The organism is Aeromicrobium sp. S22, from assembly GCF_009661045.1.
Lineage (GTDB): Bacteria > Actinomycetota > Actinomycetes > Propionibacteriales > Nocardioidaceae > Aeromicrobium > Aeromicrobium yanjiei.
Genome location: NZ_WJWV01000001.1, coordinates 411244 through 425619, shown reverse-complemented (window position 1 = coordinate 425619; position 14376 = coordinate 411244). Strand labels below are relative to the sequence as shown.

Annotated in this window: 13 protein-coding genes and 1 riboswitch; of the genes, 9 read left to right on the top strand and 4 right to left on the bottom strand. The window is 68.8% G+C overall.

Annotated features, from left to right (window positions below; all coding sequences use genetic code 11):
• Positions 1-2: 2 nt before the first annotated feature.
• Positions 3-1088, bottom strand: a complete 1086-nt coding sequence (locus GEV27_RS18195; protein WP_153933354.1) for a prenyltransferase/squalene oxidase repeat-containing protein — start codon at positions 1086-1088, stop codon at positions 3-5.
• Between the two features lie 63 nt (positions 1089-1151).
• Positions 1152-1286: riboswitch (cobalamin riboswitch) on the bottom strand.
• Between the two features lie 62 nt (positions 1287-1348).
• Positions 1349-2689 (bottom strand): HNH endonuclease signature motif containing protein, encoded by a 1341-nt coding sequence (locus tag GEV27_RS02080; RefSeq protein ID WP_153933353.1) that lies wholly within the window; start codon positions 2687-2689, stop codon positions 1349-1351.
• A gap of 261 nt (positions 2690-2950) precedes the next feature.
• Between GEV27_RS02080 and GEV27_RS02075 the strand changes: the two genes are divergently transcribed.
• The 3 genes from GEV27_RS02075 to GEV27_RS02065 all read left to right on the top strand — a co-directional run bounded on the left by GEV27_RS02075 (position 2951) and on the right by GEV27_RS02065 (position 6715).
• On the top strand, positions 2951-4855 hold the full coding sequence (locus tag GEV27_RS02075) for an acyl-CoA dehydrogenase (protein WP_153933352.1): 1905 nt from the start codon (positions 2951-2953) through the stop codon (positions 4853-4855).
• A 104-nt stretch (positions 4856-4959) separates the two neighbouring features.
• On the top strand, positions 4960-5775 hold the full coding sequence (locus GEV27_RS02070) for a hypothetical protein (RefSeq protein WP_153654619.1): 816 nt from the start codon (positions 4960-4962) through the stop codon (positions 5773-5775).
• 169 nt (positions 5776-5944) lie between these two features.
• Positions 5945-6715 carry a hypothetical protein gene (locus GEV27_RS02065; protein WP_153933351.1) on the top strand — a complete coding sequence of 257 codons (771 nt, stop codon included), beginning with the start codon at positions 5945-5947 and terminating at the stop codon, positions 6713-6715.
• Between the two features lie 75 nt (positions 6716-6790).
• Here the strand turns inward: GEV27_RS02065 and GEV27_RS02060 are convergent, their stop codons facing one another.
• Entirely contained in the window at positions 6791-7291 is a 501-nt protein-coding gene (locus GEV27_RS02060) for a MarR family winged helix-turn-helix transcriptional regulator (RefSeq protein ID WP_153933350.1), read from the bottom strand.
• A gap of 73 nt (positions 7292-7364) precedes the next feature.
• Between GEV27_RS02060 and GEV27_RS02055 the strand changes: the two genes are divergently transcribed.
• From GEV27_RS02055 to icmF, 6 genes are all read left to right on the top strand, one after another.
• A complete protein-coding gene (locus GEV27_RS02055; RefSeq protein ID WP_153933349.1) occupies positions 7365-7694 on the top strand; it encodes a type VII secretion target in 330 nt (109 codons plus the stop codon).
• A complete protein-coding gene (locus tag GEV27_RS02050; RefSeq protein WP_153933348.1) occupies positions 7694-7999 on the top strand; it encodes a hypothetical protein in 306 nt (101 codons plus the stop codon). Before GEV27_RS02055 ends, GEV27_RS02050 begins: the two co-directional genes overlap by 1 nt.
• On the top strand, positions 7996-8439 hold the full coding sequence (locus GEV27_RS02045) for a hypothetical protein (RefSeq protein WP_153933347.1): 444 nt from the start codon (positions 7996-7998) through the stop codon (positions 8437-8439). The genes GEV27_RS02050 and GEV27_RS02045 overlap by 4 nt, the downstream gene beginning before the upstream one ends.
• A 274-nt stretch (positions 8440-8713) precedes the next feature.
• On the top strand, positions 8714-8914 hold the full coding sequence (locus GEV27_RS02040; RefSeq protein ID WP_153933346.1) for a hypothetical protein: 201 nt from the start codon (positions 8714-8716) through the stop codon (positions 8912-8914).
• A 221-nt stretch (positions 8915-9135) separates the two neighbouring features.
• Positions 9136-9540: a hypothetical protein gene (locus GEV27_RS02035; protein ID WP_153933345.1), complete on the top strand. Its 405-nt coding sequence runs from the start codon at positions 9136-9138 to the stop codon at positions 9538-9540.
• A 95-nt stretch (positions 9541-9635) separates the two neighbouring features.
• Positions 9636-12866 carry a fused isobutyryl-CoA mutase/GTPase IcmF gene (gene icmF / locus GEV27_RS02030; protein WP_153933344.1) on the top strand — a complete coding sequence of 1077 codons (3231 nt, stop codon included), beginning with the start codon at positions 9636-9638 and terminating at the stop codon, positions 12864-12866.
• 2 nt (positions 12867-12868) lie between these two features.
• Here the strand turns inward: icmF and araA are convergent, their stop codons facing one another.
• Positions 12869-14371, bottom strand: a complete 1503-nt coding sequence (gene araA / locus GEV27_RS02025) for an L-arabinose isomerase (protein ID WP_153933343.1) — start codon at positions 14369-14371, stop codon at positions 12869-12871.
• Positions 14372-14376: the final 5 nt, after the last annotated feature.

Genomic DNA, 14376 nt, shown 5'->3' with positions numbered 1-14376 from the left:
GGTCACCGTGACCCCGATGCGTCATCGGGGTCCGACGGCAGCGCGGCGAGCCCCAGGACGGCCTGGACGCTCGCACGCACGTAGCGGTCGCGATCGGCCTGGGCGATGCGCTTGCCGGTGGCGAGGGCGAGATCCGCATCGCTGAGTGCGATGGCGCCCTTCTCCGGCCCGCCCTCGACCTGCCGACCCGCCACCCACGACGCTGCGCGGGCCGCAGGGCCCTGGTGACCGCTCACCTGGAGTGCCGCCGCACCCTGCCCCGTGCTGTTGGTGTTCGGACCGCCCTCGTCGGACAACGATCCGTCGTCGGCCTGGGTGCGGACGAGCCAGTCGGCGGCCTCGTCGATCTCGTCCTCGAGACCCGCGCTGCCCTGTTCGGCCGCGACCTTCAGCGACTGGATCGCGAACGCCGTCCCGTCGACGCTCCCCGGCCCACTCGTGCACGGCTCGGCCGCCATGTCTGCACGGAATGAGCCGTCATCGCACTGCTGCTTGAGCAGGAAGTCGACCGCAGCGTCGGCGTCGCCGCTCCCGGCCGTCGTCAACGCGCGGACCGCCCAGCCCTGGTTGAGGACGCTGGTCGACTGCATCTTCCCGTCGGGCATGTCCTTGACCCGACCTGCCTCGGCACCCTTCGGAACCACGAGAGCCTCGAGCTCGTCGATGAGGTCACGCGACCCCAGGGCGTGGGGATCGTCTCCGTGCGCCTGGACGTGTGCGGCCAGCTTGGCGAGCGCTCCGGCGTACCGGGTGCCGCCCGGCGGGTCGGTGTAGTCATCGGCGTGCTCGATCGTGGACTGATAGACCTTCTCCGCGGCAGCGTCGTCACCGAGCTCCTCGAGCGCCGAGTAGAGGTCGAGGTTGAGGCCGTAGTCGACGAAGGCAGACGCCTCGCCGGTCTCCACGTCGGCGAAGTGGCTCGTGAAGAGTCCGTCATCGGCCGGTTGTGCGGCGAGCCAGGACACCGCTGCCGTCTGGTGCTCGTTGGGCCCGGCATCGGGTGGCGCGGATGTCTCGTCGGACGAGCAGGCGACCAGGACGGGGACGAGGGCCAGCGTCGCGATGCCGCGCAGGATGGTGCTTTTCACAAGGGTTCCCTCCCGCTGCTACGGACAGGGCGTGAGCCCGTCCGCGTGTGTTCCTCGACAGCGTGGATCGGTCGTCCCCACGGCAGGTGCTCCGGCTTGCCACTGGACGTGGCCTACGGTTGCGGGTCAGCGCCGGACTTGGACCGGCTTCCCCTGGCCATGGGTGCATGGAGTTGTGCCGAACGGCAGGAGGAAATTTAACACTCGCCGACCCCTCGACCTATCCGGCACCGGACAGAGCTCTCCCGCTGACGGGCGTCTCACGGTCGCCAGCGGTGGTTGCGCTGCCACGTGCCGGCGGCGGGGTGGCGCAGCTCGATGTGCCCGTCGGCGGTGTCGCGGATGAGCCAGCCGTCCTGGTGGACGAGGCGGTGATGATGGGCGCAGAGCAGGACGCCGTCGTCGAGGGTCGTGGTGGCGCCGGTGGCCCAGGGTTGGCGCCAGTGGTGCCCTTCGCAGTCCTCGGGTGGTCGATCGCAACCGGGGAAGACGCACCCGTGGTCGCGAGCGGCGAGGGCCTGCTTCTGCGCCCGCGTGAACAGCCGTTGCTCGTGGCCGTGGTCCAACGGCAGGGAACGCCCGCCGAAGACCTGCGGGACGAGACCCAGGTGGCAGGCCATGAGCCGCGCCTGCGAGGCGGAGATACGGGTGCCGGTCGACAGGGTGGCCGCCTTGACGCCGCGCACGAGGGTGTCGAGGTCGAGGCGGACCATCAAGGTGGCGCCGAGCCCCGAGCGGCCGGGCAGCAAGTGTCCGGGCAGCCGGGAGCAGACCTCGGCGAACCCCATGCCGAGGCGGGTGCGGTGGTCGAGGTCGCGGTCGTAGATCGACGCCGTCGACCCGCCGTCCGGTCCACCGTCTGGCTGGGCTCCCGGGTGGTCGCGCAGGTGGTCGCGCCTGGGCGCAGAGACAGCCTTGATCGCGGTGGTGAGCATGTCGGCCTGGGCGTCGGGCAGGGTGAATCCGCCGGTGGTGGTGCCGTCGCCGTTGGGACGGGCCCAGAACTGCGACTTCGACCAGGCCCGCTTTTCCTGAGCCTCCAGCGAGTCGTTCTCGGCCGCGTCGACCTCTGCCTCGGGCCTGAACTGGTCGGTGATCCGCTTGGAGCGCGAGCGCAGGTCCGGCAGCGAGTAGCGGGCGGCGTCGCCGATCAGCGTGTCCTCGCAGGCCTGCTTCTGCTCGGCGGTGGTGTCGTCGGGCAGCTCCTTGATGGCGCCGGCGATGACCTCGGCCTGCTTCGCGCCGATCCGCCCACCGGCCAGGGCCTGCTCGGTCGCGGGTGCTCCCTCCAGCGCCTTGGCTTGGTGAACCATCGCCTCACCCGCGCGCCGGTCACCACCGAACGATCGGGCCAGCATCGCCCCGGTGGACGTCGCGCCGACCTGCTTGGCCAGGCCCGACGCCTCCAGAGCCCGGGTCGCGGCCAGCTGCTGGGCGCGCACTCGTGCCTCGATCCGGAGCAGCCGCTCGGCCAGCTCTCGCACCACACCCGGCTCGAGCCCCGTCCACGCCTCGACCCGCATCCGGTCCAGCGCGTCCTCGATCGCTGCGACCCCACCCTGAAGCGGGTGAGGGAGCTGATCGACGAGCTGCGCAGACATGGGACGTCCTTGGAGAAGCGGTCGTCGCACGCTTTCGCCCGTGTCGAGACGGCGCCCTCCAGCATCAGGCGCCGCGGGCCAGTCACAGTCAGTCCCAGTCGGCTCGAGGGCTGTTGCGATGTTCCCCCTCGATGACCACCACCTTACTCCGATCGAGCGACATAGTCGAACATCTGTTCGAATGGTGAGACGTGTGTCGCGCGTCCCCGCTGCTGCCGATGACCTGCTGCCGGCGAACGACCCCGCTAGTACGGTTGCCGCATGACGCTCAGCGACAACCTTCGTATCGCCCTCGACGGCAAGTGGCGCCACGTGCGGGAGCAGTCCCGCAAGGAGCTGGCCGAGATGGACCTGGCGTACGACCACGACCTGACCCTCGACGAGGCCCGGGCGCGGGTCCTGGAGCAGATGAAGAAGCTGGTGCCCACGGGCATCCCGGCTGCGGGCTTCCGCGTGTCCAGCGGGGGCACGGGCGATCCCGGCATGGCGGTCACCGGCATCGAGATGCTGGCGCAGTTCGACCTGTCGCTGATGGTCAAGGCCGGCGTGCAGTGGGGCCTGTTCGGCGGGGCGATCGAGAACCTCGGCACCGAGCGGCACCACCAGGCGTACATCCCCGGCCTGATCAACCTCGACATCCTCGGCTGCTTCGCGATGACCGAGACCGGTCACGGCAGCGACGTCCAGAGCCTCGAGACCACCGCGACGTACGACCCGGCGACGCAGGAGTTCGTCATCCACTCCCCCACGCCGTCCTCCCGCAAGGACTACATCGGCGGCGCGGCGGCACATGCCCAGTACGCCGCGGTGTTCGCCCAGCTCATCACCAAGGGCGAGGGCTACGGCGTGCACTGCTTCGTCGTCCAGCTGCGTGACGATGAGGGCAACGACCTGCCCGGCATCACCACCTCGGACGACAAGCACAAGGGTGGCCTCGGAGCGGTCGACAACGGGCGCATCGAGTTCGACCACGTGCGCATCCCGCGCGAGAACTTGCTCAACAAGTACGGCCAGGTCGACGAGGGCGGCACGTACTCCTCGCCCATCGAGAGCTCCAACGCCCGGTTCTTCACGATGCTGGGCACGCTGATCCGCGGTCGTATCAGCGTCGGCGGGTCGGCCAGCGCCGCGACCGAGGTCGCGCTCAGCATCGCGGGCCGGTACGCGCTCAAGCGCCGCCAGTTCGGTCCGGACGCGGAGCACGAGGTCCTCCTGATGGACTACCGCATGCACCAGCGACGCCTGCTCCCACTGATCGCCAAGTCCTATGCGATGCGCTTCGCGCAGAACCAGCTCGTCGCTCGGATGGACCGCATCCAGAGCTCGGAGGATCCGCCACCGCCGCACCAGCAGCGCGAGCTGGAGGGCCGGGCCGCAGGCTTGAAGGCCGCCCAGACCTGGCACGCGACGAAGGCCATCCAGGAGGCCCGGGAGGCCTGCGGCGGAGCGGGCTACCTCGCCGAGAACCGGCTCACGACGCTCAAGGGCGACACCGACGTCTTCACGACGTTCGAGGGTGACAACCACGTGCTGTTCCAGCTCGTGGCCAAGGAGCTGCTGACGTCGTACGCACAGGAGGTCGGCGGTCTCGACCCCGTCGGCCTGGTCCGCTTCGCGGCCGGCACCGTCGCCGATGTCGTCAAGGAGCGCACCGCGGCCTCCCAGCTCATCCAGCGGCTCATCGACGCCCGACCCGGCAGCAGCGACGACGACCACGACCTGCTCGACCGTGGCACCCAGCTCAATCTCTTCGAGGACCGCGAGCAGCACGTCCTGGAGACGGCCGCCCGGCGCCTGCGCCGCGCGGGCAAGGACCCGGTCGAGGCGTTCGAGGTGTTCAACGCAGCTCAGGACCACGTCATCCGCGCAGGCCGCGTCCACATCGAGCGCATCGTGCTCGAGGCGTTCACCGCGGGCATCGCCCGCTGCGAGGATCCTGACGCCCAGGAGCTGCTCCGCGACGTCTGCTCGCTGTACGCCCTGACCGCGATCGAGGAGGATCTCGCGTGGTTCATGGGTCACAACCGACTGTCCGACACCCGGGCCAAGACCGTGACCCACCTCGCCAACGAGCTGCTGGAGAAGCTGCGGCCGCACACCCTGACGCTCATCGAGGGCTTCGGTGTGCCGGAGTCGACGCTGAACGCCGCGATGCTGGTCGACTGAGACCGGCCGGGCGGCCGCAACTCGCCTCCAGATATCCCGTACGTCCGTCCAAGTCGCGTGCGAAGATGAGTCGACCTTTCACCATCACTTCCGGGGAGACACACATGCGTCTGAACACCCTTGCCAAGACGGGCGCCGCACTGACGGCTTCCGCCCTGGTCATCACCCTCAGCTCGGGTCCGGCCAACGCCGCCGACGACAGCGCGAGCACCGGATACGCCCCCGCGTCGGCGCCCACGGCGTCCGTGAGCGCCGACGGCTTCCTGCCCGGCACGGGCGCGAAGTCCGCCGCGGGCAACAAGGCTGCCGCTGGCGTGACGATCAACAAGATCGGCGTCCGCTCGGGCGTGCTCTACCGCAAGGGCGACAACAGCGTGTTCCTGTCCGCCTTGGACGGCGACCCCGGAGGCGCCGCCGCCAAGACCGAGTTCACGCTCCGGGTCGGCAAGAAGGACCACAAGGTCCTCCTGCGCGGCACCAATGACGGCTACGCCTACTTCAACACCAAGAGCGGCTGGGGCTCCGGCAAGGCCTGGATCCGCAGCACCACGGTGACCTACACCAATGGCACCAAGTCCACCAGCGGCACCGACAGCAACAAGTTCTACCTGCGTCGCGCCACCCGGACGACGGCCAACAAGCCCTTCAAGGTCACGGCCTACAGCCCCGGCACCAAGATCAAGTTCCGGGCCAGCACGTTCAAGGTGTTCAAGCCCTCCTCGGGCAAGTACACCTCGCTCGGCTCGATCCGCCTGCAGTACAAGAAGAGCAACGGCAAGTGGAAGACGGTCAAGAAGATCAAGCTCAACAAGAAGGGCAGCGGCTCCTGGACGACCCGCGCCCGGACGCGCACCTACCGCCTGTACGTCCCGACGACGGCCAACGTCATCGGCGGCCAGACCGGTTCGATCCGGGGCTGATCCAGCCCACGCACGGAGGCCCTCGACCCGTCCGGGTCGGGGGTCTTCGTCGTCCGCAGGCCGCGATCCCGGCGCCGAGACGACCTCCCGAACCCCTGCCGCACTTGGATCCGTGTGGAAGGATGGCTCGGTCTCTCAAGACCCATCTGCAATCCAGGGGAGCTTCACCATGCGTTCATCCATCACCGCCCGGGCAGGCGCCGCCCTCACGGCCTCCGCACTCGCGCTGACCATCGGCGTCGGCTCGGCGTCCGCCGCCGACTCGACGACCACCAGCTCGTCGACCGCTGCGCGCCAGGCAGAGCCGGCCAAGGCCCTCTCCCAGTTCCGCCTCAAGTCCGGCGTGATCACCCAGTCCGCGAAGTCCGGCGTCTGGGGCGACGTCACGTTCTCCGGGGCGGGCAGCTACAAGTCCGCCACCACGGAGGTCCGCATCAACGGCGTCCGCAAGGGCAAGGTCAAGCTCTACGAGGGTCGCTACAAGAAGTCGGGCAGCAAGGTCACCGGCGGTGGCGTCGACCTCCCCCGCGGCTGGGGCGCCGGATCGGTCGTCCTCGGCCCGACGACGTTCACGTACGCCGACGGCACCACCTCGGTCGACTCCAAGAAGAGCAACCGGTTCTACATCCGTCGCAACGTCAAGACGCTGAACGGCAGCAACACCGCGCTGGTCATCAAGCGCAACAACAACAAGGTCACCTTCAAGGTCCAGCGGTTGAGCATCATCAACCCCGGCGCCGGCAAGTACGTCTCGGCGGGCTCGGTCAAGCTGCAGTACAAGTCCGGCAGCAAGTGGAAGACCAAGAAGACGATCAAGCTCAACAGCAAGGGCAACGGCTCCTACAAGCGCAGCACGTCCACCAAGCAGCGCTACCGCCTGTACGTGTCCAAGACCTCGACGCGCGTCGAGTTCCGCACCAAGACCAGCGGCCGCATCTAGTCGCCGCAGGCCCTGCCGAAGGCCCTCGATCCCGCTGGGGTCGAGGGCCTTCGCACGTCCCAGCGGGACGACGGGTCAGAAGTCGCCGGCCGCCGAGCGTACGGCCTTGAGCAGCTCGAAGGCCTGGTCCTGCTGCTCGTCATCCAGCCCGACCACGGCGAAGTCGATCGCCATGACCGCGTCGGTCGCCTGGCCCAGCACGTGCTTGCCCTGGTCGGTGAGCTCGGCAAATGTACGACGCCGGTCCGTCTGGTCCGCGACGCGCCGCACGAGGCCCTGCGTCTCCAGGCGGTCCATCGCATTGGTCACCGAGGTCGGGTGCACCATGAGCCGCTCACCGATCTTGCTGAGCGGCAGACGCCCGGCCGCGCTGAACGAGATGAGCTGCAGGACCTCATAGCGCGCGAACGTGATGCCGAACGGCTTGAGGGCGGCATCGAGCTCGGAGCTGATGAGCTGCTGCACCCGCATGATCGACGTCGCCAGGCGCATCGACCGGGACTCACCGATGTGCTCGACCCACAGCTCGGACGCCCGCTCGATGGGGTCGAACGGCAGGCGGGGCGCGGCGGGCATGGGCTACATCGTAGGGGACCATCCGGAGCAGTCATCGCCTGCCATCCAAGGGCAATTGGGCTAGCCTCACCGCGTGGCCGGGGGGTTTGAGGTGTGGATCGAGACGCTGCGGACGTCAGCGACCGAGTGGGATGACCAGGCCGAGGAGCTCCGCACCGCACGACGATCGCTCAACGGCGGATCGTCCTCGGTCGCCGACCTCGGCTCACGGGTCAGCCCAGCGGCCGAGGCTTTTTTCGAAGCCTGGATCACTGATCTCTCCGGTCGCGTCGAGAACGCATCCAGCCACTCGACCGCTCTGACGGACGCAGCCACGACCTACCAGGTGAGGGACAACGCGCAGACCGCTCGCCTTGCCAACCTGTTGCGGTGGAGTGACCGCGGCCTGACCCCGGAGGGTTGATGGCCACCGTCGTCATCCCGGCACCACCGCCAGCGGTTTCCGCCCTTGACCCCGATCCGAACGCCTCCGCCGTCTCGTCGGCACTGCGGCGTGCCGGTCGCACCACGACGACTAAGGACTCACACTCGAACGTCTTCCAGGAACACTCGGACGCGTGGGAGAACATGCGCCAGGTCCTTAATGGCGGTGAGGTGACGACCCGTCGTGAGCCCGAGTACGAGGACCTTCCCGTCTTCGCCGAGCCGGGCACGATTCCGCAGCAGTCCGGGTGGAGAACGCCTGGAGAACAGGTCGATACCCCATGAGACCTACCGTCATCACCGTCGTCGCCTGCCTCTTGGCGCTCGGCGCGTGCGGCAACCAGGAGGACGACATGAATCAGAAAAAGGCCGAGACGGCCGCCACCGAAGCGCGCCAGCACATCGACGCCCTCGCCGCGCGGGTCGGCAGCAACCCCGAGACGCAGCAGGACACCCTCACCTCGTGCGTCCCCGGGGACGACTCCTCAGGCAAGATGCCGTCGTACTCCGTGCGCGTCACGGTCGACGGCGACTCAGTGGTCCGGCTCAGGGGCGAGATCGCCGACGACCTCGCGGCCGAAGGATGGACGGTCAAGCCCCGCCCGTCCGGCTCAGGGGTGGGCGAGACCGTCGCGTTCCAGAAGGGCGCCACCACGATGGGCGCCAGCATCTTCGTCGACAGGGGCTATGCCTCGGTCGGCGGATCCGGCGGGTGCGTGAAGTGAGGCACGGGGCCCCGCTCGATGGGGTCGAACGGCAGGCGGGGGCGGGCGGGCGTGGGCTACATCGTTGGGGGACTCTCAGGAGCAGTCATCGCCTCATCGGAACTGCGTCGGGCCGGTCTCAGCTCCCAGCGGGAGACGCTGATCGACGAACGGGGAGCCTTGATCGACCGGAAGACCGACTTCCCCCGGGCTGGGTCCCCGAGCAGATCGGATGGAAGACACCCGGCGACCGGGTCGACATCGGATGAGACGGATCATCGCGACGCTCATAGCCATGGGCCTGCTGGCACCGGCCGCCTGCAGCAACAAGGAGGACGACATGGTGGACATCAAGAAGGCCGAGAGCGTGGCCGCGAAGGCGCGCGCGGACATCGACTCCCTCGCGGCCATGGTCGGCTCGGACGCCGAGGTCGAGGACGACACCCTCACCGACTGCGTCCCGGGTGACCGGGAGCCGGGCAAGATGCTCAGCTAAGGCGTCCGGGTCCAGGTCACCAACGACGCGCTGGACCGGCTCGGGACCGAGGTCGCCGATCGTCTTGAAGGCGAGGGCTGGACCGTCAAGCGGGAGATCTCGAGCAACCGCGTCAGGTTCCAGCGCGGGTCCTCCACCATCGGCGCCACGATCTTTCCCGACAAGGGCTTTGCCATCGTCAGTGGCTCCGGCGGCTGCGTCCGGTAGCGCGTGGACATCCCATGAGGCGCTGGTCGGCCGTGGTCCTGATGTGCCTGCTCACCATGACGGCGTGCGGCGACGAGGAGGAGAAGGACATGGACGGACGCAGCATCGACAACGTGGCGCAGGAGGCCCGCGCGTTCATCGACGAGCTTGCGGCGGCGGTCGGCACAGATCCTGCGGTGCAGCAGGACACGATCACGGACTGCGTGCCCGGGCAGCCGGACTCGGGCAAGGACCTCATCTACAACGTTCGCGTGAGTGTCGGGCCCGGCGCACTGCAGCGCGTCCTCGACGACGTCGCACCGATTTCGAGGCCAAGGGGTGGGACGTCCGCCGGCGGGGCGACAGCGAGGTGGTCTTCCGCAAGGACAACGTCACGATGGGCGCGACGATCTTCGCGGACCAGGGCTTGGCGGCTGTGAGCGGATCCGGCGGGTGCGTGGAGTGAGCACAGGGCTGGCCCGAGTTAGTTGGATGTCCTAGTATCGGACTTCCACAGAACTTTTGGGAGATCGCCATGCCTGACCTTCACGTCCCCACCCATCCGGTGCGGTTCGTCACGGCCTCCGCGCTGTTCGACGGCCACGACGCCTCGATCAACATCATGCGCCGCATCTTCCAGTCGCAGGGCGCCGAGGTCATCCACCTCGGTCACAACCGCTCGGTCAAGGAGGTCGTGGACGCCGCGATCGAGGAGGACGTGCAGGGCATCGCGGTCTCGTCCTACCAGGGCGGGCACGTCGAGTACTTCGAGTACCTCGTGGAGTCGCTGCGCGAGCAGGGCGCGGGCCACATCCATGTCGTCGGCGGCGGCGGCGGCGTCATCGTCCCCGAGGAGATCTCCCGGCTTCGGAAGTCCGGCGTCACGATCTTCTCGCCCGAGGACGGCCAGCGCCTCGGTCTCGTCGGCATGATCAACTCGGTCGTCAAGGACTGCGACTTCGACCTGACCGAGCTCGGTGGGCTCGATCTCGACGCGCTGCTCGCCGGAGAGCGCCCCGCCATCGCCCGTGCGATCACGCTGGCCGAGGCCGGATCCCTCGACGAGGCACAGCGCGAGCGCATCTCGGCCGCTGCCGCCTCGCACTCCTCCCCCGTCCTCGGCATCACCGGCACCGGCGGATCGGGCAAGTCATCGCTGACCGACGAGCTGGTCCGCCGCTTCCGCGTCGACCAGCAGGACAAGCTCCGCGTCGCGGTGATCGCGGTCGACCCGACCCGCCGCCGTGGCGGCGGCGCCCTGCTCGGCGACCGCATCCGGATGAACTCGCTCGACGGCGAGCACGCCTACTTCCGCTCCCTCGCGACCCGCGGCGCGCACGAGCTGCCCGACTCGCTCAACGACGTCATCGACGTCGTGAAGGCGGCAGGCTTCGACCTCGTGATCGTCGAGACCCCGGGCATCGGCCAGGGCGACGCCGCGATCGTGCCGTTCGTGGACTCCTCCCTGTACGTCATGACGCCCGAGTTCGGTGCCGCGTCGCAGCTCGAGAAGATCGACATGCTCGACTTCGCGAACACCGTCGCAATCAACAAGTTCGAGCGCCGCGGGGCCAAGGACGCCCTGCGCGACGTGGGACGCCAGATGGTCCGCAACCGCGAGGCGTTCGGCAAGAGGCCCGAGGACATGCCGGTCTTCGGCACGTCGGCCGCGACGTTCAACGACGACGGCGTCACGGCCCTCTACCAGCACCTGCGCGACGAGCTCGGCGCTGCCGGGCTGCCCGTCGCCGAGGGCATCCTGCCCGCGGTCGACGTGAAGTTCTCCAGCGGTATCCAGCAGGTCGTGCCGACCGACCGGGTGCGCTACCTGTCCGAGATCACCGAGACGGTCCGCGGCTTCCACGCCGAGACGGAGCGGCTCGCCGACGCCGCCGACCGGGCCCAGCGACTGGAGATCACCGCAGCCGAGCTCGCCGACGCGCAGCTGGACGCCAGCAGCGTCGAGGAGCTGCTCACCGCCGCCAAGAAGGCCGTCCCGCACGAGATCTCCGACCAGATCGAGGCCTGGCCGACCGTCGTGGAGTCGTACTCCGGCGACGAGCAGGTCGTGAAGGTCCGCGACAGGGAGATCCACACGCAGCTGACCCGCGAGTCGCTGTCGGGCAACAAGATCCCCCGCGTCTCGCTGCCGAAGATGAAGAATCACGGCGAGCTCGTGCGCTTCTGGCGCCGCGAGAACCTGCCGGGCTACTTCCCTTACACAGCCGGCGTCTTCCCGTTCAAGCGCGACGGCGAGGACCCGGCCCGCATGTTCGCCGGTGAGGGCGACCCGTTCCGCACCAACCGCCGGTTCAAGCTGCTGTCCGAGGACGGCGACGCGACCCGGCTCTCCACCGCATTCGACTCGGTGACGCTCTACGGCCGCGATCCCGACCCGCGCCCGGACGTCTACGGCAAGGTCGGCACGTCAGGCGTCTCGGTCGCGACCCTCGAGGACATGAAGGCGCTGTACGACGGCTTCGACCTGGTGTCGCCGTCCACCTCGGTGTCGATGACGATCAACGGACCCGCGCCGACCGTGCTGGCGTTCTTCCTCAACACGGTCATCGACCAGCAGATCGAGAAGTTCCGCGACAAGGAGGGCCGCGAGCCCTCCGAGGACGAGCTGGCCGAGCTGCGCTCGTACGCGCTGCAGAACGTGCGCGGCACCGTGCAGGCCGACATCCTCAAGGAGGACCAGGGCCAGAACACGTGCCTGTTCTCCACCGAGTTCAGCCTGCGGATGATGGGCGACATCCAGCAGTACTTCATCGACGAGGGCGTCCGGAACTTCTACTCGGTCTCGATCTCGGGCTATCACATCGCCGAGGCCGGGGCGAACCCCATCAGCCAGCTCGCGTTCACCCTCGCGAACGGCTTCACGTACGTCGAGTCGTACCTCGCGCGGGGCATGGACATCGACGACTTCGCGCCGAACCTGTCGTTCTTCTTCTCCAACGGCATGGATCCCGAGTACTCGGTGCTCGGCCGCGTCGCCCGCCGCATCTGGGCGATCGCCATGAAGGAGAAGTACGGCGCGAACGACCGCTCGCAGAAGCTGAAGTACCACGTGCAGACGTCGGGCCGCTCGCTGCACGCGCAGGAGATGGACTTCAACGACATCCGCACGACGCTGCAGGCGCTCATCGCGATCTACGACAACGCCAACAGCCTGCACACCAATGCGTACGACGAGGCGGTCACGACCCCGTCGCAGGAGTCGGTGCGCCGGGCGCTCGCGATCCAGCTCATCATCAACCGCGAGTGGGGCCTGGCGATGAACGAGAACCCGCTCCAGGGCTCGTACATCATCGACGAGCTCACCGAGCTGGTCGAGAACGCAGTGCTCGCGGAGTTCGACGCGATCAACGAGCGCGGCGGCGTGCTCGGCGCGATGGAGACCGGCTACCAGCGAGGCCGCATCCAGGACGAGTCGATGCTCTACGAGCACCGCAAGCACGACGGCTCGCTGCCGATCATCGGCGTCAACACGTTCCGGCGTCCGGCGTCCGAGGGCGAGGAGGAGCACACCGTCGAGCTCGCCCGGGCGACCGAGACCGAGAAGGAGTCACAGCTCGCCCGCGTCCGGTCGTTCCACGAGGCCCACACCACCGAGGCGGCCGAGGCGCTCGAGCGGCTGCGGCTCGCGGCCATCAACCACGAGAACGTGTTCGCGGTGCTGATGGACGCGGCGCGCGTGTGCTCGCTGCAGCAGGTCACCGAGGCGTTCTTCGAGGTCGGTGGCCAGTACCGGCGCAACGTCTGACGTCAGAAGCCGGCGGCCAGGCGGTAGTAGGCCTGGTTCCAGCGCAGCTCGCGCAGGAACGAGCGCGGAGTCGTGCTCGCGTCGATGTGCACGAGCTCGGTGCGGACGATCTCGGCGAGGTCCTCGAACTCCTCGATGCCCACGGCGGTGGTCAGCACCGTGTGGTGCGGGCCGCCGGCCATGATCCATGCCTCCGCGGCCGTCGCCAGCGAGGGGTGCGCCTGCCACATCGCGCAGGCCACCGGCAGCCGGGGCAGCGGTTCGTCCGGCTCGACCAGGGTCACGTCGTTGGCCGTGATCCTGAACCGGTCACCCAGGTCCGACAGGCCGACGACGATGCCCTCACCCGGGTCGGCGACGAACCGCAGGCGGACCGGTTCCTCGCGGTTGCCCATGCTGAGCGGGTGCACCTCGACGGTCGGCCGCGCTGACGTGATGGTCGGGCACACCTCGAGCATGTGGGCGCCGAGCGACTTCTCGTTGCCGGGCTCGAGGTGGTACGTGTAGTCCTCCATGAACGAGGTGCCTCCCGGCCGCCCCTGCGCCATCGCCTTGGTCGCGCGGACCAGCACCGCGGTCTTCCAGTCGCCCTCGCCGCCGAAGCCGTAGCCGTCGGCCATGAGCCTCTGCACCGCGAGACCAGGCAGCTGACGGAGTCCGCCGAGATCTTCGAAGTTCGTGGTGAACGCGCCGAAGCCGCCGTGCTCGAGAAAGTCCCGCAGCCCGGCCTCGAGCCGCGCGGCGTACCGCAGGCTCTCGTGGCGGTCGCCGCCGGCCCGCAGCTGCGGCACGACGTCGTAGAGCTCCTCGTACTCGGCAACGAGCGGTGCGATCCGCTCGTCCGCGACCGCGTCGACGACCGCCACGAGGTCGTTGACGCCGTACGTGTTGACCGAGACCCCGAGCTTGCGCTCCGCCTCGACCTTGTCGCCCTCGGTGACGGCCACGTCGCGCATGTTGTCGCCGAAGCGGGCCACCCGCAGCGTGCGGAGCTCGGCAGCGCCGGCCGCGGCCCTCGCCCACGCGCCCACCCGCCGGCCGACATCGGGATTGCTGACGTGTCCCGCGACCGTCTTGCGCGCCACGCCCAGCCGGGTCTGGATGAAGCCGAACTCCCGGTCGCCGTGCGCGGCCTGGTTGAGGTTCATGAAGTCCATGTCGATCGTCGACCACGGGATGTCGCGCTGCGCCTGGGTGTGCAGGTGCAGGAACGGCTTCTGCAGCGCGTCGAGTCCCTGGATCCACATCTTGGCCGGCGAGAACGTGTGCATCCACCCGATCAGCCCGATGCACCGGTCGTCGGCGTTCGCGGCGAGGATCGTCCTGCGGATCGCGTCGGACGAGGTCAGGATCGGTTGCCAGAGCACCGGGACCGACAGCTCCGGCGAGGCACAGAGCTCCCGGACGACCTGCGCCGACTGGTCGGCGACCTGACGCAGGGTCTCCTCGCCGTACAGCCCTTGGCTGCCGGTCAGGAACCAGATCTCGTGGTCGGCTGTGGTCATGGACG

What these genes read in the sequence shown, in the direction of transcription:
- icmF (WP_153933344.1), top strand. Translation starts at nt 9,636, where the DNA reads ATGCCTGACCTTCACGTCCCCACCCATCCGGTGCGGTTCGTCACGGCC.
- GEV27_RS02075 (WP_153933352.1), top strand. Translation starts at nt 2,951, where the DNA reads ATGACGCTCAGCGACAACCTTCGTATCGCCCTCGACGGCAAGTGGCGC.
- GEV27_RS02050 (WP_153933348.1), top strand. Translation starts at nt 7,694, where the DNA reads ATGGCCACCGTCGTCATCCCGGCACCACCGCCAGCGGTTTCCGCCCTT.
- GEV27_RS02070 (WP_153654619.1), top strand. Translation starts at nt 4,960, where the DNA reads ATGCGTCTGAACACCCTTGCCAAGACGGGCGCCGCACTGACGGCTTCC.
- GEV27_RS02080 (WP_153933353.1), bottom strand. Translation starts at nt 2,689, where the DNA reads ATGTCTGCGCAGCTCGTCGATCAGCTCCCTCACCCGCTTCAGGGTGGG.
- GEV27_RS02045 (WP_153933347.1), top strand. Translation starts at nt 7,996, where the DNA reads ATGAGACCTACCGTCATCACCGTCGTCGCCTGCCTCTTGGCGCTCGGC.
- GEV27_RS02040 (WP_153933346.1), top strand. Translation starts at nt 8,714, where the DNA reads ATGGGCCTGCTGGCACCGGCCGCCTGCAGCAACAAGGAGGACGACATG.
- GEV27_RS02035 (WP_153933345.1), top strand. Translation starts at nt 9,136, where the DNA reads ATGAGGCGCTGGTCGGCCGTGGTCCTGATGTGCCTGCTCACCATGACG.
- GEV27_RS02065 (WP_153933351.1), top strand. Translation starts at nt 5,945, where the DNA reads ATGCGTTCATCCATCACCGCCCGGGCAGGCGCCGCCCTCACGGCCTCC.
- araA (WP_153933343.1), bottom strand. Translation starts at nt 14,371, where the DNA reads ATGACCACAGCCGACCACGAGATCTGGTTCCTGACCGGCAGCCAAGGG.
- GEV27_RS02060 (WP_153933350.1), bottom strand. Translation starts at nt 7,291, where the DNA reads ATGCCCGCCGCGCCCCGCCTGCCGTTCGACCCCATCGAGCGGGCGTCC.